Origin of the sequence: Desulfacinum hydrothermale DSM 13146 (assembly GCF_900176285.1) — a bacterium.
Classification (GTDB): domain Bacteria; phylum Desulfobacterota; class Syntrophobacteria; order Syntrophobacterales; family DSM-9756; genus Desulfacinum; species Desulfacinum hydrothermale.
Genome location: NZ_FWXF01000007.1, coordinates 63507 through 79940 on the forward strand (window position 1 = coordinate 63507; position 16434 = coordinate 79940).

Below are 16434 nucleotides of genomic sequence, written 5' to 3' on the forward strand. Positions count from 1 at the left end.
CACCCGGCGTTTTTTGCAAGTCTCTTCACAATGTCGCCGCATCCGCAAGGAAGAACACAGCAAAATGAACAATCCGGCTCCCACTCGGGTTTTCCTGCCCCTTGTGTTCATGCTCCGACCGAAAGGAGGGCCCAGGCCCCTCCACAGGATCGATGGACTGGAACTGGAAAGCCGTGAAACAACGGCTTCGGCGCCACCTGCACCGGCTCACGGGGGAAATCGGGGAGCGCGGTGTGGCTGGCTGGAAAGGCCATCGCCGCGCGGCGGACCCGATGGCCCGAGAGTTTCGCCAGGCGGGCATGGACCCGCAGGAAAAACCTACCCATGGCAGGGAAGCCGGCTCCGGGCCCGAAATGCCCGGAAGCACGGGGAACGCCTGGACGGCATGATTTGCCTGGAAGGGTGGGCTATACCTCCCGGACCCCCGGTTGTCGGGACTTCCCGTGGCCCTTCGATTGAAGAACTCCCCGGATCCGGGAGGCTCCAGGCTCCTCGCTGTTTTGTGTGGAAATGCCGAAGAATGCAAAGGTCTGAATGACAGCTTTTCGAACAAATTCATTGAACTCCTGCGTGGTCGGATCGGCAACTTTTGCATCCGCCATTATTTTGCTCCATTCAGGCACTGAGGGAGCTCTTCTCGGCGGATTCGGCTCGCAGGGCCGGCTGGCAGTGGAGCGCGGCGGAATGGCCAGCCCGAGTTGCTGCAATGGTTGGCCCTTCATGGTTTGAATTGAAATTCATTGGGCATTAAATATATCTCTTATGGTTGAGAGTAGATCACTGACCGAAACAGGCTTGGCTAATAGAGCCCGAATGCCTAGTTCTTGCGCTTTATCTTTATTGATTCGCTCGCTGAAGCCAGTCAAGACGATAACCGGCAGATCCGGCCGGATCTTTAACAGAGCGGCGGCGAGCAGATCCCCGGTCATGCGAGGCATGGTCATGTCCGTTAGTACCATATCGAAGTCAGCAGGTGATTTTTCGAATAACGCCAGGGCCTTCTCGGGATCCGTTTCGGCGGTTACAGAATAGCCATAATTCTCCAAAACTTTTCTGTGCAGATCGAGAACCTCCATATCGTCATCCACAATCAGAACTCTTTCATGCCCGCCTCTGATCACTGCCGTTTTTTCGACCACTTGCGTTGCCACCCCACGGGCTACCGGAAAATACAGGTCGAAACGACTCCCTTTGCCCGGCTCACTATATACAGTTATCCCTCCGCCGCACGCAGTAACGATGCTGTGGGTTGTGGCCAGGCCCAAACCTGTTCCGAGCCCCTCCTTCTTGGTGGTAAAGTAAGGTTCGAATATTTTATCTAGGATTTCAGGAGCAATGCCGTGGCCGGTATCCTCCACCGACAACTTCAGGTGTCTGCCCGGCTTACAACCGGGGATCATCTTGATGGCCTCCCGATCCAGGTCCACAGCATGAAGACCAACGCTCATCAGCCCGCCGTCGGGCATGGCATGGCTGGCGTTGATGCACAAATTCATGATCACCTGATGGATTTCCGTCGGATCGGCGATCACCGATTCCTCGGTTGCGGATATGTCTTGTCTGATTTCAATGGACGTGGGTATGGTGGAACGTAAGAGCTTCAAGGCCTCCTTAATGATCAGCGCGATTCTAATTGGTTTTCTCTCCTGGTTTGACCTGCGACTGAAAGAAAGAATCTGTTGAACCAGATCGGATGCTCTCGCAGCCGCTCGATTCACAGCCTCAAGGTTTTCCCGGATCTTGCTGCCCCTGGGCAGGGAATACATGCACATCTCGGTATATCCCACGATGGGGGTAAGAATGTTGTTGAAGTCATGGGCGATACCCCCTGCCAGGGTGCCGATGGCTTCCAGCCGCTGATTCTGCTGGATGCGTCTTTCCATTTCACGCTCTTTGGTGACATCCCGATGCACCGAGACGAAATAATCCACATGCCCGGATGGGCTCAAAATCGGTGTAATACTGGCAGCCACCTCGTAGAGCTCCCCATTTTTTTTCTTGAGGATCATATTGCCCTGCCAGGGACGCCCCGAATAAATGGTGGATTTCAGATCTTGATAAAATTCCCGGTCGTGCCGACCGCTTTTTAGTATCCCAAGGGTTTTTCCCAGAACTTCGGCGGCAGAATAGCCGGTGAGTTTTTCAAAGGCTCGGTTGACGTAGGTGAGGCGGTTTTCCCGGTCGCTGAGCATAATGCACTCGATGGTGTTGTCAATGGCGGTTTCCAGCAACCGTCTCGCCTCTTCGGCCCTGACCAGGTCAGTGATATCCAGCATAGAAACCACCACCTGCCGGGTGGCCGGAATGGTGCCGACGGTGAGGAGGGTATTTCTGATGGAACCGTCGGCGTGCATCAAACGGGTTTCGTAGCGTTTGGGAGCCTTTTCCGGATCACTGAAACGCAGCCGAAAATAGCTCTCCATCATCGGCAGGTCTTCGGCAAAGACATAGCCACGCCAGTTGGTACCTGGCAGCTCTTCGGGTAAATACCCGGTGGTGGCGGAGCACTGGCTGTTGGCAAAGGCAATGGTGCCGTCTTCGTTGACAATGAGCATGGCCGTTCCGGTGCTTTCAAAGACGCTACGGTAGCGTTGTTCGCTTTTGGCCAGTTCTATTTCGACTTCTTTCCGGTCGGTAATGTTCATCCAGGAACCCACGATTTCCTTCGGCCTGCCTTGCTCATCCCTGAGCAGCCTTAATTCGTCTCGCACCCAGATGTAGGTGCCGTCTTTCTTCTCAAAACGATACTCATGGGCCCCCCGGTCCCGCCCTTCGAGCAAAAATCTCTCTTCTGCCTTCTTCGTCTGCTCCTGGTCTTCCGGATGCACATGCTCTGCCCACCAGCCGGGTTGAAAGGCCTCTTCAGGCGTGTAGCCCGTTATTTCCGTAATGTTGGAACTGACCCAGGTGGGCGAGAGATTCTCAGGGTCCAGTTCATAGACGATGGCCGGACTGACGGTGAACAGGTGGTTCAGTCGTTCCCGGCTCTCGCGCAGCGCCTCTGCCGCCTGCTTGCGCTCGGTGATGTCCCGGCAGATGCCGCCCACCGCTACCGTTCCGTCGGGAAGATGGATGGGATAGAGTGTGTCCAGATGGTAGTGGGTGCCACGCTCCGAGGGCAAGTCATGCTCGAAGACCACCGTTTTCCCCTCGGTCAGCACCCGCTGGAACTGCTCACGATAGAAGGTGGCAACCTCTTTGGGAAAGACCTGCTCGATGGTCCTGCCCACCAATTGAGCGCCGCTTTCCAGGCCGAAATGGGTCACCCGGTCGTTGCTGGTCACAAAGGTGCCGTTTGCGTCGAGAAGAAAAATATGGTCGCCGGAAGACTCGATGAGCGCCCGGTGCAGATACTCGCTTCTTTGGCCCAACTCCTCGGACTGGCGACGGAGCCGGAGCATGATATCCATCCGAGCCAGCCATTCGTCCTTGGTTGCCGGCAGATGGAGCACATCGTCAAAGCCCGCCTTGAGCCAAGGGCTGGCATTCTCACCTGCCTTGATGCAAACCAGAACCGGGAGAAAATATTTCGCCGCCCTTTTCAAGCCGAAGGCCTTGTCCCTAAGACGGCGGGCCGTGGCTGAATCCATCAAGATGAGATCCACGTTGGAGGATTCGTCCAAATTTTCAAGAACTTCATGCCCCACCCCCACCACCCACTCCCGCATCAGCCTGCGATCCACCGGGGAATGGAAACCGAACATGATGGTTCGTTTTTTTTCGCCCATGGCCGTTCCTCTATCGCTCATACTCCGGCTTTTCCTGTTCCGCCGCGGGGACCCCGGTGAGCAGGCCGCGCAGGTGCCCAAGGCTTTCCCCCACCACAATGCCATCGCCGGTGATTTGAAATTCACGCGGTTCCGGCTCGAAATCACCGAGACGCTTCTTGAGACAACTGACCGCCTTGATGCCCCTGCCATTGTACTCGGCCCAGCGAAGCACCGTGACGTTGTCCGCCGTATAGATCACACCCAGGTCTGTAATCCGAACATCGTCGGTAATAGCTTCCTGTGCCTTCTCCAGCATCAGGGTCACTTTGTGACTCCGGCGGTAGTTGATAAAATTCTGTATGCGGGTCACCAGGTTCCAAACCCCTCCATGGCCAGATGATAGCCTCGAAGACTTTCGATGACGGCCAGCTGGATGCCATCTTTTCAACGTCTTTGCGAAACATCTCCAAGACTTCATCGTGGTAATACTCCAGGGGGTTGACCTCCCGCAACAAAACCGTGCGCTTTTCCATCGGTTCTTTCAGCGGCCGGGAAATACCGTTGCTTCGGTTGAGAATGGAGGCGCCTCCCTCCTCCAAGGTGTACAGCGCGCCCTGGATGCCCTTTTCGGCGGCAACACAAAGAATCTGCGAAGCCACGGACGATTTTCTCAGCCCGGTGGGGCTGCTGACAATGGTTGGAGCTGCCAGTGGAAAAGCCGCCTTTCATCATTTCGTCCAGGCCCTCGATGCTCGTTGAGATTCTCGCATTTTTCGCTTAATCATCTCGCCTTTATGGGCCGCTTATCAATTATGTCTTTTAACCGTCTTTTGAGAAAGCGGCAGAGAATGAAAAAGTCTGCTTTTCATCTTGAGACGAGGACGGCGGCCTTCCTTTGAAAAACGTCAGCATGGGCGCAGGTTATGTCAAGACCAAGCCCTGGGGCGCCTCTAGTGGTTTTGACAATATCTCCTTGGCCATGCTGTCTGGAAACCAGGCCGACGGCGAAAAGACGGCCCCTTTGCGCCTCGAGCTCAAGGATGTTCAGCGGCGTTCGCTCCAGCGCGCTCAGCCATCCCATCTTCCATGCCAGCCGGATCGACCTGACCATCCATTTGAAAGATCGAAGAGGCGTGTTTATGCTCCAACTGGAGGGAGAGCGCATGGCCATCCACTGGATCGATGGAGTGGAACTGGAAGCCGTGGAGCAGCGGCTCCGGCACCACCTGCACAGGCTCACGGTGGAAATCGGGGAGCGCAGTGTGGCCGACTGGAAGCGCCATCGCCTGGCGGCGGACTACATCGCCCGAGAGTTTGGCCAGGCGGGCATGGACCCCCAGGAAGAACCCTACACATGGCAGGGACGCCGGGTGGCGAATATCCTGGCGGAAACCCCGGCCCGAGGCTCTCCGATCTGGAAGCGGATTGTGGTGGGAGCCCACTACGATTCCCTCACGGGCACGGTGGGAGCTGACGACAATGCCAGCGCCGTTGCGGTTCTATTGGAAACGGCCCGTCTCTTTGCGGGCTTGCGATCCAAGGCCGGCACCTGCCCCGCTGTTCAATTTGCGGCCTTCGCCCTGGAAGAACCTCCGGTCTACGGCACCCAAGCCATGGGAAGCCGGGTCCGGGCCCGTAATGCCCGGAAGCACGGGGAACGCCTGGATGGCATGATTTGCCTGGAAATGGTGGGCTACACCTGCCGAACCCCCGGTTGTCAGGATTACCCGTGGCCCCTCCGCTTGAAGAACTATCCGGACACAGGAGACTTCATCGGGATTGTGGGAAACGGCCGGTCCAGGGGATTTCTGCGCGCCATGGAAAAGGCTTTCCGGAAAAATCCCCACTTGCCCGTGATCACGCTGACCGTTCCCTTCAACGGCTGGCTCATTCCCTCCGTGCGCTTGAGCGACCATGCACCTTTTTGGGACCACGGATACCGAGCGGTGATGGTGACCGATTCGGCCTTTTACCGGAATCCCCATTACCACACCACCGCCGACACGCTGGACACGCTCGATTTTCCCTTCATGGCTCAACTGGTAAAAAGTCTGTTGTTCTTTCTGTTTCCATGACATGGGGCCGCCGGAAGCATACGCGGCCCCACAAGCCTGCCCTCCTTTCGCCGGTGCTTTGTTGGTGCGGAAGCGGGCCGGACCCCCTGGAGGTGCTCATGAGTCGGCAGATCCGCGTGGAATCCCTTCCCGTGACGGCCGCATTTCGAAGGATCAAGAGATGGACGGAACGACGAGGGGAGGTGGCTCTCATCGAAGACGGGCTTTTGATTCAGCACCTGGCCGTCTTTTCCCTGCGCGCCGGGCCCGGTCTCTTTCGCGGCGGCCACTACCACCGGGTAAAAACGGAACGGTTCTATGTGATCTCAGGGAAAGTGCGGATCCTCACGGTGGATGTGGAGACCGGCGAGGCGGGGCATACGGACGTGCAAGCCGGCCATAAGCTCGTCATCCCACCGCTTCTGGCACACCGTTTTCACGCCTTGGAAGATGCGTGGCTGGTGGAATACTACGACTCCCCCTACGATCCCCAAGACGATGTGCCGTTTCAGCCCTTTCCGGAAATCCAGCTATCACGGCCTTGATTGGAAACCCTCCAAGCCGGCAGCGGATCCCGGCCCACTTCCGTTCGCCCCCTTTGCGGCCCCGTGTCCCTTTTCACCCTGGAAAACCGTCCGAAAAAGGCCTCTCGGTTTCCTTTACCGCACCGAGGCCGTAGGGTTCCAAGGAAGGATGGTGCTGCGGATGACGGGATGACCGTGAATGGGCTTGGCGGCGGTTTTGTCGGGGCGACCCGGCGGACCGCCCCGACAGAAAGTGTGCTGAGCGGGGTCTCCTTTTCGGTAGTCCGTTTTCGGACACGCTCCGTCGGTGTCCCCGGATCCCCCGGCATCCCTCTTGCCACTCACTCCAGCGCTGTGCTAGGTTCCAGCACACGCCTGGGTGGTGGAATAGGCAGACACAAGAGACTTAAAATCTCTTGGGCCCTGTGCCCGTGCGGGTTCGATTCCCGCCCCAGGCACCACCCTCTTTCGCCCCTGAGCCCTTTCCGGCCCCTCCTCCAATGTCCCTTATTGGGCCTTGCCGCCGTGCTGATGGGGAAGTGGGCATTGGTGGGGACTTGCAAAGGGCAAGTTGCAAATCACAACGTGCTCACTTTAGCACCCTTATTACCTCCCCACTCCCAAGGCATCACCCCAGGGCGATGGCCTTTTCGGGGCACATTTCCTGGCAGCAAAAGCAGGTGATACAGACCGCCGGGTCCACCTGCGGGAGATCTTGGGGCATGGACAGGGCGGATACGGGGCAATGGTCCACGCAGGTGCCGCAGGCCGTGCAGAGGGCCGCATCCACCCTGGGCCGCAAGGACATCTTGGCCTCGAATAGCTGCTGGATCCGCTCGTTTGTCATGATGGCTTCGCCGCTCAAGGGCGGCAGCCTGTAGTTGGCCAGCCGCACCAGCTCTCCCACCACCCGGATTCGATCCAGATCATAGTCCCCCAGGCCCAGCTCTTTGGCCCGTTGCAGGAACCGCAACGTCCCGGGGTCACAGCCCATCATGTGGGCGATGACCGCGTCCACGGCCACAGCGTTGTCTCCGGCCAAGATCAAACCGATGGAGCGCAGCTCGGGGGATGCGGGACCATTTCCTTCCATGCCCGTGACGGCGTCCACGATGAAGAGGTCGGGAACGCGCAGTCGGAAGACTTCCACCAGCAGGTCGTGGAACCTCCGGGGGCTCCCCGCCGCCTTGTGAAGCCGCGCCTTCTGGGCTCCCGGAAGGATACCGTAGGAATTTTTGACCGCCCCGGTGATCACCGTCAGCCCATGGGTTTTGAACTTGGGCAGGCTGATGACCACATCCGCTTCCAACACGATCCGGGACACGCCCACTGATTCCATGAATTCCGGATGGAAGGCCACGCGGGTCGAATCGACTCCGATATTGACATAATAGCCCTTGGCGGCGTCCATGAGCCCCGTTTCCCGGAATGTTCTCTCATTGGCCCCGTAGTCGAAGGCCCCCGGGTTGTCGCCCACCACGATGCACGCGGGCCGTTCCTCTTCCACCCGTTCCACCACGGCCCTGAGCACCGCAGGGTGCGTGACGATTCCCTCTTCCGGCTTGGAGGCGCGAAGGGCATTGGGTTTGATGAGAACCGTCTTTCCCGTCAAGGCCAGGGGAAAGGTCTCAAACACCCGGTCCACCGCCTGCCGAACATTGTCATAAGACGCCGCATGGATCATCACCGTGTGCATCTTTTGGTCTCCTCTGGACGGTTTCCCCGCCCCCACGGTCCGTCCATCAGCCTTCCCCATGGAGCTTTCTCAGCACATAGGGCAGGATACCCCCATGGCGGAAATAGTCCACGTCCACGTCCGTATCGAGGCGCGCGATCGCCTGGAAGGTGACGACCGATCCGTCCGGCCTTTCCGCACTCACGGTGAGAACCTTTCTGGGGGAAAGATCTTCCAGACCGCGGATGGTAAACCGTTCGCTTCCGTTCAGGCCCAGTGATTCCCAACTCTCTCCTTCTTGGAAAGCCAAGGGGAGCACGCCCATGCCCACCAGGTTGCTGCGGTGGATCCGTTCGAAGGACCGGGCGAGCACGGCCCGCACCCCCAGCAGATTGGGCCCCTTGGCGGCCCAGTCCCGCGACGATCCCGTTCCATACTCCGCGCCGCCCAAAACGATCAGGGGCACGCCCTCCTCCCGGTAGGCCATGGCGGCATCATAGACGAACATTTCCCGGCCCTCGGGAAACTTGCGTGTCAGGCTTCCTTCCTTGCCGTCCGCCAACTGGTTTTTGATGCGGATGTTGCCGAAGGTTCCGCGCATCATCACTTCGTGGTTGCCCCGCCGGGATCCGTAGGAATTGAAATCCGCCGGTTCCACGCCCTTGGAAAGGAGGTATTGACCGGCCGGGTAATCGGCGGGGATGGCTCCTGCGGGGGAGATATGGTCCGTGGTCACCGAGTCGCCCAGGACCAGCAGGGCTCGGGCGCCCTGGATGTCCTGGACGGGGGAAGGCTCGGGGGTGATGCCGTCAAAATAAGGGGGCTTTCGAATGTAGGTGGAAGCCGGATCCCACGGGAAGGTGACGCTCTCGTCCACCTCCAGCCCCTGCCACAGGGCGTCTCCTTCCAGCACCGACGCATATTGATTCTGGAAAAACTCCTTGCGCACCGTCTCCTTCACCATCCACCGGATCTCCTCTTGCGTGGGAAGGAGCTCCTCCAGGTAGACCGGATCCCCGTTGGGATCCAGGGCCACGGGTTCGTTGTCCATGTCCACATCGATCCGGCCGGCCAGGGCGAAGGCCACCACCAGGATCGGGGAAGCCAGGTAATTGGACCGAATGCGTTGATGGATCCGGGCTTCGAAATTGCGGTTTCCGGAAAGGACGGCGGCCACGTTCAGGTTCTCTCGAACGATCACTTCTTCCACCGAGGCGGGCAGAGGGCCGCTGTTTCCAATGCACGTGGTGCATCCAAAGCCCACACAATGGAAGCCCAGGGCCTCCAGGTAGGGCATGAGTCCGGACGCGTTCAAATAATCCATCACCACCCTGCTGCCCGGCGCCAGCGATGTCTTCACATGGGCCGGCACCTGGAGGCCGCGCTTCACCGCATTTCGAGCCAGAATGGCCGCGCCCAGCATGACAGCCGGGTTGGAGGTGTTGGTGCACGAGGTGATGGCCGCAACGACCACGGACCCGTCACCGATCCGGGAGAGTCGGCCGTTTATTTCCACATCGAAAAAGCGATGGCTCAGCGGCCGACAGGTGCGCAGTCGTTGCGTCCGGCAGCCCGACTCCTCCATGAAAGTGGACAGATCCTGAACCGACGGTTGGGACCCATAGCGGCAGCCCAGCACTTCCGCGAACTGTTCCTTGAGAACCCCGAGTTCCACCCGGTCCTGGGGCCTGGAGGGCCCCGCCACGGAAGGCTCCACCGTGGCCAGATCCAGCTCCAGCACGTCCGTATATTCCGGTTCGTGCGAACCGTCTGCAAACAACCCGGACGCCTTGGCGCATAGCTCCACCACATCCGCTTGCTCGTCCCGTGCGGTGAGACGCAGAAAATCGACGGTCACCTGGTCCACGGGAAAGAATCCCACGGTGGCGCCGTATTCCGGGGCCATGTTGGCCACCGTGGCCCGATCCGGCAGGCTCAGGCTCGCCAGACCGGGGCCGAAAAATTCCACGAACTTTTCCACCACCTTGCGGGCCCGGAGCATTTCCGTCACTCGCAGCACCAGGTCCGTGGCCGTCACATGGGGCCGCAGCCGGCCCGTGAGACGGACCCCCACCACTTCCGGGATGGCCATGGTGTAGGGCTGGCCCAGCATCACCGCCTCCGCTTCGATGCCGCCCACACCCCAGCCCAGCACCCCCAACCCGTTGATCATGGTGGTGTGCGAATCGGTGCCCACCACCGTGTCCGGGAAGACCAGGGCATGGTCCTTGTCCGGCCCGGCGGCCACCACCATCACCTGCGCCAGGTATTCCAGGTTCACCTGGTGGCAGATCCCGGACCGGGGCGGCACGACACGCATGTTGGAAAAGCTCTTTTGAGCCCACTTGAGCAGCGCGTAGCGCTCTCGGTTGCGTTCATACTCCCGGGCCACATTGATCTCCACGGCCCGTTCCGTGCCGTAGGCGTCCACCTGCACGGAATGGTCGATGACCAGATCCACGGGGACCAGGGGATTGATCTTGCGGGGATCTCCGCCCAGATCCCGCATGGCGTCGCGCATGGCGGCGATATCCACCACGGCGGGTACACCGGTGAAGTCTTGCATCAGAACCCGGGCCGGATGGTACGGAATCTCCACCGGCTCCTGGTAGGTGCGGCGCCACCGAGCGATCTTTTCCAGATCTTCGGTCTTGACAATCCGGCCATCCATCTTTCTCAGGACGTTCTCCACCAGGACCCTTATGGAATAGGGCAGGCGCCTTATGTCCGCCATCCCTTCCCGTTCCAGCGCGGTGATATCGAAGACGGTGAGTCGCCTTCCGTTCCACTCCAGTGTTCTCGTAAACCGTTCTTTGTCCATTCCTAGAGCTCTCCCATCGATTCCGATCACCTTTCCATTGGAATGGGACGGCCGGTCCCCAGGCGCCGCCCGTGCTGAGACCTGGAGCACCTTGGATCAATTCCGGCCCCTCGGTCCGATCCGCTCATGGCCGCAGGGCCGCAAACCGCAGGTTGATGCCGTCCGGGCCCGCCACCACAAAGTCCCGCATCCCGTAGTACCGGTCTCCAATGTCCGTGACAATCTCATGGCCCAGCGCCCGGGCCTTTTCATAGATCCCGTCCACATCCTCCACAACCACCCGCACATTGCCGATGGCCCCTTCCGGGGGCTTCACATCCGGCATTTCCACCAGAAAGAGCAGGGAATCGTCCCAGCGCAGTTCCATGAAGACACCATCCCGGCGGTTGATCACAAACCCAAAGTCCGTAAAAAACCGGGCGGATCGCTCCAGGTTGCGCACATAGATGGCCAGAACCAGCTGCTCTCCGGCCGGCACTTTCTTTCCCATCGTTGACCCTCCATGACGTTGATGCGTGAAGAACCCTGGGTGGCGCAGGCCCCCCACCGGCGCCTCAACGCGGGTGTGGCACAGGCCGAGGCGCCGGCGCCCCTCGCCCCCCATAGACCGCGCATCACGGACGGCGACTTTCAGAGCCGCCCCCCGCTTCCCCAAGGCCCCGGCGCGACAGAAACTCTCGCACCGCCGGACCGGTTCCCGCATCCCACGGTCGAACCTTCTCGGGCGGCAACAGCTTGACCTCCGCCAGTTCGTCTCCCACGCTCACCTGCCCTTCCGCCTGCACATGGTAGGCGAAGATCACCTGATTCTTTTCAAAAAAGGAATAGATGCCCAGAAAATCTTCGATGCGCCCATCCAGGCCCAATTCCTCCTGCACTTCGCGAAGCGCTCCCTGCTCGGGCGTTTCCCCGGCTTCCAGAAAACCCGCCACCACACCGAAAAACTTCTTCGGCCAGCCCTTGCTTCGCACCAAGACGATGGAGCCTTCCACTTCCACCACGGCGGCCACCACCGGTGTGGGATTGTTCCAAAAAACATAGTCGCACTGTGGGGAGGAACAGGCCAGGCGGGGACGTGCGTCCAGGATCCGCTCTTCCAGCAGGGAAGCGCACAGGGGGCAATATTTCATTCTCCGATCCTTCATTGGCACCCAGGAGAATCACGAGGTCCATGGAAACGTTTTCGTTCACGTCTCTGAACATGGCATCAAACGGGCGTCTCCATCAAGTCCAAAACCGGAAGACTTTCGGCCCTATCGTGACGGGTCATGGGAGGTTCCATCGGATTCCAATCCCACGGGCGCCTTCCCGTTACAGATCTTGGGGGCCGCATCCGCTGAAGATCCTTCACCCGGGCACCTGCGCCATGGTAGAAGGATCCGCACACTGGGCGCCCATGCCGCCCGCCCTTAACCCAGGCGGTACGAAACCATAAGCCGGTGGAGGCACTTCGCTTGGCCAACGCCCCAAGGGCAACCATGGGACCCGCGCTCCCAAACGCCCGATATGTTCCAAGTACCACCACGTGGAGGTCCCCATGGAGTTTTTCACCATCGCCGAACAACAGGCCACGCAGGAAGAGATCCAACGGCTTTGCACCATCGAGTCGCTCCCCCGCTACTAAGCATCCATTGAGTCGGCATCCGATGTGCGCGATGAGACGGGGGTGATTTTTTGCATCTGGGGCCGGTTCGTCATCCACCGGGAAAAGATCAACGGAGGTGTTCGTTTCACCATGCCCGAATGCCCCAATGCCTTCCCGTGGACCGTAACCACGGGCTTTCCGCCCGCTCTGGATAAGATCGTGGTCCACGGCACCCTGAACCGAACGGAACACGATCCCGATTTCGTGGAGTCCATGGAGGAATTCTTCGCCCACTGGAAAGAGGGGCTGGAATCCCTTTGGACGGAAGAGGCCCGCGAGAGGAATGTCCCAGAATCGGCTTCCGTTCGCCTTCCCATGTTTTCAGGATGAGGGTGGGCCGGGACGCTTTGGGGGGCCAAGGAAACACCGAGCGCAGGGAGTCACGCCATGGGGTGAAGCACCAGTTCGCCGCCCTTTCCCAGCGATTCCGCGATGCCCTGGGGGCGGCCTTCGACTACCACCACCGGCAGGTACGCAAGGGATCCCACGTCCCTTATGTGTCCCATCTCCTGGCCGTGGGCGGCCTGGTGCTGGAAAACGGAGGGGACGAGGACGTGGCCGTGGCAGCTCTTCTCCACGACGCGGCAGAGGATCAAGGCGGCGAAGACACCCTGGAGGCCATTCGGGTTCGTTTCGGAGAGCGAGTGGCCGGGCTGGTTCGAGCCTGTTCCGACTGCCTCCAAAGCCCCAAGCCCCCCTGGCGGGAACGCAAGGAAGCCTACCTGGCCCGGTTGGAGACGGCGCCGGCCGATGCGGTGCTCATCACCCTTGCGGACAAGGTCCACAACGCCCGCACCATCGTGGCCGATTTGGAACGGGAAGGGGCATCGGTCTGGACCCGATTTCGGGGCGGGAAATCGGGAACCCTTTGGTATTACAAGAGCCTGGTCCACTGCTTTCGGCGTCGGGGCCGTTTTGCCCCTCTGGTCCGCGAACTGACCTGGCTGGTCCATCGCCTCCAGCAATTGGGCGCCCGGGTCACCGTGCTCGGCGTTCCCTTCGACGCCCATTCCTCCCACCGACGGGGTCCGGCTCTCGCCCCCGGGCGCATTCGGGAGGCGCTCCATTCGGGGTCCATGAATCTCACGGCCGAATCCGGCCTGGATCTGCGCACCTGCGATGGATGGGCGGACGCGGGAGATCTCAGCTTTTCTCGAACGGATTCCATGGTGGAGAAGGTCCAAGAGGCCGTGGCGGCCATTGTCAAAAGGGGTGGCTCCGTGCTGGCCCTGGGAGGCGATCATTCCATCACCGTCCCCGTGGTGCGCGCTGTGGCCGCTCACCACGGCCCGTTGAACATCCTGCACCTGGACGCTCACCCCGACCTCTACCCGGCTCTGGACGGCAACCCCATGAGCCACGGGTCGCCTTTCGCGCGCATCCTGGAAGAGGGCCTGGCGCAAAGGCTCGTTCAGGTGGGCATCCGCACCATGAACGCGGAACAAAAAAGGGTGGCAGAGCGCTACGGCGTGGAAGTCCTTCCCAGCGACCGGTGGCGGGGACCCCAGCCGATGGCCTTCGAAGGCCCTGTCTATCTGTCCCTGGATGTGGACTGCCTGGATCCGGCCTACGCCCCCGGTGTTTCCCATCACGAGCCCGGCGGATTGTCTCCGCGGGACGTGATGGATCTCATCGCCGGAATCCGAGGCCGGCTAGTGGGAGCCGACCTGGTGGAGATCAACCCCGAGCGGGATCCGCTGGGGATCACCGCCGCCGTGGGAGCCAAGTTATTAAAGGAAATCCTGGCCCGAATGTTGACTCAAGCGGAGGGCTCTTGAGCCATCGCCCGGATCTGCTATTCGGGATTTTGCGCGGGGCACCCACAACCCGTTTCCAGTCAAGGTCAGCTTGCCCAACAGGACACGCCCCCCACATTCCGGTGCCTCGCTGCAAGGGGATCAAATTCCGATCGTTCCGCACCCCATGGGGCGCGCCGTCTCCACCCACAGCCGCGCCACGCCCGTGGGGGAAGGCCTGGTCGTGAAGCTCATCTTAAAAAGAGGCGGCGGATGGATTCCTGTTCTTGGGGCGTGAGTTGATCCCAGCGGCGCAGACCGTCTTCCACCCGCTTTTTCTGCGCCGGCGTCAGGCGCTCCCACTGCCGGTAGCGCTTTTCGTAAAGCTTCCTTTTCGGCTCCGGAAGGCTCTTGTATTTTTCGTATCGTTTTCGAATCTTTTCCTTTTCTTCAGGACTGAGCGACTGCCACTCCCGGTACCGCTTCTGCCAGTCCAGGCCGTCGTTTCCCGGGCCCAATCCGCCGGCATTCCCCGCGTGCCTTTTGGCCAGGACGGCCCCCGCAGGCAAAGAGGTCACAACCCTCCAGGGCCGCTCCCAGCGGGCGGCGGCCCCATCCTTATACCCTCCCCAGGCGGCGTGCGGCACCCAAAGAAAGCCCCACAGAATGGCGATTGGCAACCAGGCTCTCAACCTACCCATGGGCCGTTACCCTTTCCTCGCTTTTACGCAGCCCCTGCCCATGTCCGGGCCCCGGCCGATCCCCGGACCTGGATGGAGCGTCCACAGTCTGCACAACCCTTTCGATGGTTTCCAGGTCCCTCAAAAGATCCAGGTGCTTGACCAGGTCCATCTCATCCGGAACCAATTTCGTCTCCTGTGTCATGCGGATCGGTTGGGCATGCCTCGATTCCAAACGGTGCCATAGAACGCCGCCCAGTAACAGCAAAAGAGACAAGGTGCAAGCCGCGGCTCCGGCCCAGAACCGAGCGTTCCATGCCCATGGAAGTGACATGGGCAGCCACCTTGGGCGCCGCTTTTCCGTCGATTCCTCGCCCAAACGCCGAAGGGCCAGCGCCGCCGCTCGAGCCGCCTCGCCGGCGGAAGGCTGCGGCAGTCTCTCCGCCCCACTCACGTCCTCAAGGAAATCGATCCATGCCTCCACTTCCCTTCGGCACTGGGCGCAGGAGGACAGATGCTCCGCGAATCGCCCGTGTTCTCCCGGCATCAGCGCTCCCGCCGCATAGAGCGCCGCAGTGTCCCGAAACTTTTTGCACCCGCCCATGTCAGTGCCCCTCATGGTTTCCGTCGTAGTCCTGAAGATGCCTTCGCATGGCTTGCATGGCCCGCACCAGGTGGGTCTTGACCGTTCCCAGAGCCATGCCCGTGGCTTCCGAAATTTCTTTGAGGGTCATCTCTTCAAAAACCTTGAGAATGAAGACCGTCCTTTGCCGCTCCGAAAGCAACCGCAACGCCTGCTGAACATCGTTTCGCAGGCCCGGTTGGCCCCGCGCCCAGGCGGGCCAGGTCCCCATCCAGGGAACGCCCGATCCCACCCCATCCCGGCTGGGCGGATCCTCCCCTCGGGAAGAGCGCCATCCGTCCCAGAGGGAGAGCCGCCTCTTGCGCTTTCGCCTCTCCATCAGGCACGTGTTGACCACGATGCGGTGCAGCCACGTGCTGAACGCCGAACGCCCTTGAAACCGGCCGATGTGGCGTAACACCTGGATCATGGCCTCCTGGGCCGTCTCCTGGGCTCTCGGAAGGTCGAAGTCGCACAGCCGAAAGGCGGTGGCCAGCACCCTGGGATAGTGGGAGGCCAGCAGGCGTTCCATGGCCTGCCGGTCTCCCTTTTGAGCCCGGCGCACCAGTTCGTGATCGTCCGGAACAGGACCGGCCGAAGGCGCTTCGTCTGCTGACGGCACTTGCGTCCTAGCCGCGCTCAGCACGTTGCACCTGCCCTTCCCCACTTCCCGGTCTTCTGCCAACCTGCCTCCTTATCCTCAGCTTTACCCTTAGCCGGCCTCGGCCCCCATTTCAATCACGGGAGCGGAAGATCACGGTGAGACCCGGGCTGTGGATGGAAGCTCCAAGGAAAAAGCCATCGCCTCCCCCATGACGCCAATGGTGATGCCGCTTCATCCACTTTCGGTGCTGATGCCAGCGCACATGGGACCGCCAACGGGGCCAAGGACCATGAACCCGGCAGTCATCGCATTGGATTACCACGGGAGCCCTCCCATGCACCACAACAACCCCGCGACCGTACC

General features: G+C 60.5%; 13 protein-coding genes and 1 tRNA gene. 5 read left to right on the forward strand and 9 right to left on the reverse strand.

All coding sequences use genetic code 11. The annotated features are described in order from the left end of the window. Positions 1-737: 737 nt before the first annotated feature. Positions 738-3749, reverse strand: coding sequence for a PAS domain S-box protein (locus tag B9A12_RS07875; RefSeq protein ID WP_170920440.1), 3012 nt, complete (start codon positions 3747-3749; stop codon positions 738-740). Further along, positions 3739-4080 (reverse strand): P-loop NTPase family protein, encoded by a 342-nt coding sequence (locus tag B9A12_RS16935; protein WP_170920441.1) that lies wholly within the window; start codon positions 4078-4080, stop codon positions 3739-3741. Before B9A12_RS16935 ends, B9A12_RS07875 begins: the two co-directional genes overlap by 11 nt. 670 nt (positions 4081-4750) lie before the next feature. On the opposite strand from B9A12_RS16935, the gene B9A12_RS07885 reads away from it, so the two are divergent. The 3 genes from B9A12_RS07885 to B9A12_RS07895 all read left to right on the forward strand — a co-directional run bounded on the left by B9A12_RS07885 (position 4751) and on the right by B9A12_RS07895 (position 6749). Continuing rightward, positions 4751-5785 carry a M28 family peptidase gene (locus B9A12_RS07885; RefSeq protein ID WP_245802384.1) on the forward strand — a complete coding sequence of 345 codons (1035 nt, stop codon included), beginning with the start codon at positions 4751-4753 and terminating at the stop codon, positions 5783-5785. A gap of 98 nt (positions 5786-5883) precedes the next feature. Then, positions 5884-6309 (forward strand): polysaccharide biosynthesis C-terminal domain-containing protein, encoded by a 426-nt coding sequence (locus B9A12_RS07890; protein ID WP_084057350.1) that lies wholly within the window; start codon positions 5884-5886, stop codon positions 6307-6309. A 352-nt stretch (positions 6310-6661) separates the two neighbouring features. After that, positions 6662-6749 (forward strand) — tRNA-Leu (locus B9A12_RS07895). Positions 6750-6916: 167 nt separating this feature from the next. Here the strand turns inward: B9A12_RS07895 and B9A12_RS07900 are convergent. The 4 genes from B9A12_RS07900 to B9A12_RS07915 form a co-directional block, all read right to left on the reverse strand. Continuing rightward, complete coding sequence (locus B9A12_RS07900) at positions 6917-7984, reverse strand: DUF362 domain-containing protein (RefSeq protein ID WP_084057351.1); 1068 nt, start codon at positions 7982-7984, stop codon at positions 6917-6919. 46 nt (positions 7985-8030) lie between these two features. Then, positions 8031-10784, reverse strand: a complete 2754-nt coding sequence (acnA, locus tag B9A12_RS07905; protein WP_084057352.1) for an aconitate hydratase AcnA — start codon at positions 10782-10784, stop codon at positions 8031-8033. Between the two features lie 124 nt (positions 10785-10908). Beyond that, a complete protein-coding gene (locus B9A12_RS16940; protein ID WP_170920442.1) occupies positions 10909-11274 on the reverse strand; it encodes a VOC family protein in 366 nt (121 codons plus the stop codon). A 124-nt stretch (positions 11275-11398) separates the two neighbouring features. Beyond that, positions 11399-11914, reverse strand: coding sequence for an NUDIX domain-containing protein (locus tag B9A12_RS07915; RefSeq protein WP_212636869.1), 516 nt, complete (start codon positions 11912-11914; stop codon positions 11399-11401). A 536-nt stretch (positions 11915-12450) separates the two neighbouring features. Here B9A12_RS07915 and B9A12_RS17305 point away from each other — a divergent pair. Together B9A12_RS17305 and speB are read left to right on the forward strand one after the other, a co-directional pair. Continuing rightward, positions 12451-12759: a hypothetical protein gene (locus B9A12_RS17305; RefSeq protein ID WP_212636870.1), complete on the forward strand. Its 309-nt coding sequence runs from the start codon at positions 12451-12453 to the stop codon at positions 12757-12759. A 62-nt stretch (positions 12760-12821) separates the two neighbouring features. Continuing rightward, entirely contained in the window at positions 12822-14207 is a 1386-nt protein-coding gene (gene speB / locus B9A12_RS07925) for an agmatinase (protein WP_212636871.1), read from the forward strand. Positions 14208-14416: 209 nt separating this feature from the next. Here the strand turns inward: speB and B9A12_RS07930 are convergent, their stop codons facing one another. Genes B9A12_RS07930 through B9A12_RS07940 form a run of 3 tightly spaced genes read right to left on the reverse strand, consistent with a single transcriptional unit; the run spans position 14417 to position 16152 of the window. Further along, on the reverse strand, positions 14417-14866 hold the full coding sequence (locus B9A12_RS07930) for a DUF3106 domain-containing protein (protein WP_084057356.1): 450 nt from the start codon (positions 14864-14866) through the stop codon (positions 14417-14419). After that, on the reverse strand, positions 14859-15449 hold the full coding sequence (locus tag B9A12_RS07935) for a zf-HC2 domain-containing protein (protein WP_170920443.1): 591 nt from the start codon (positions 15447-15449) through the stop codon (positions 14859-14861). The genes B9A12_RS07930 and B9A12_RS07935 overlap by 8 nt, the downstream gene beginning before the upstream one ends. Position 15450: 1 nt before the next feature. Further along, positions 15451-16152, reverse strand: coding sequence for an RNA polymerase sigma factor (locus B9A12_RS07940; protein WP_084057358.1), 702 nt, complete (start codon positions 16150-16152; stop codon positions 15451-15453). Between the last annotated feature and the right edge of the window lie 282 nt (positions 16153-16434).

Excerpts from the sequence above, each read along its gene's own strand:
- B9A12_RS07875 (WP_170920440.1), bottom strand. The coding sequence starts at position 3,749 with ATGAGCGATAGAGGAACGGCCATGGGCGAAAAAAAACGAACCATCATG.
- B9A12_RS07885 (WP_245802384.1), top strand. The coding sequence starts at position 4,751 with ATGTTCAGCGGCGTTCGCTCCAGCGCGCTCAGCCATCCCATCTTCCAT.
- B9A12_RS07890 (WP_084057350.1), top strand. The coding sequence starts at position 5,884 with ATGAGTCGGCAGATCCGCGTGGAATCCCTTCCCGTGACGGCCGCATTT.
- B9A12_RS07900 (WP_084057351.1), bottom strand. The coding sequence starts at position 7,984 with ATGCACACGGTGATGATCCATGCGGCGTCTTATGACAATGTTCGGCAG.
- acnA (WP_084057352.1), bottom strand. The coding sequence starts at position 10,784 with ATGGACAAAGAACGGTTTACGAGAACACTGGAGTGGAACGGAAGGCGA.
- B9A12_RS16940 (WP_170920442.1), bottom strand. The coding sequence starts at position 11,274 with ATGGGAAAGAAAGTGCCGGCCGGAGAGCAGCTGGTTCTGGCCATCTAT.
- B9A12_RS07915 (WP_212636869.1), bottom strand. The coding sequence starts at position 11,914 with ATGAAATATTGCCCCCTGTGCGCTTCCCTGCTGGAAGAGCGGATCCTG.
- B9A12_RS07930 (WP_084057356.1), bottom strand. The coding sequence starts at position 14,866 with ATGGGTAGGTTGAGAGCCTGGTTGCCAATCGCCATTCTGTGGGGCTTT.
- B9A12_RS07935 (WP_170920443.1), bottom strand. The coding sequence starts at position 15,449 with ATGGGCGGGTGCAAAAAGTTTCGGGACACTGCGGCGCTCTATGCGGCG.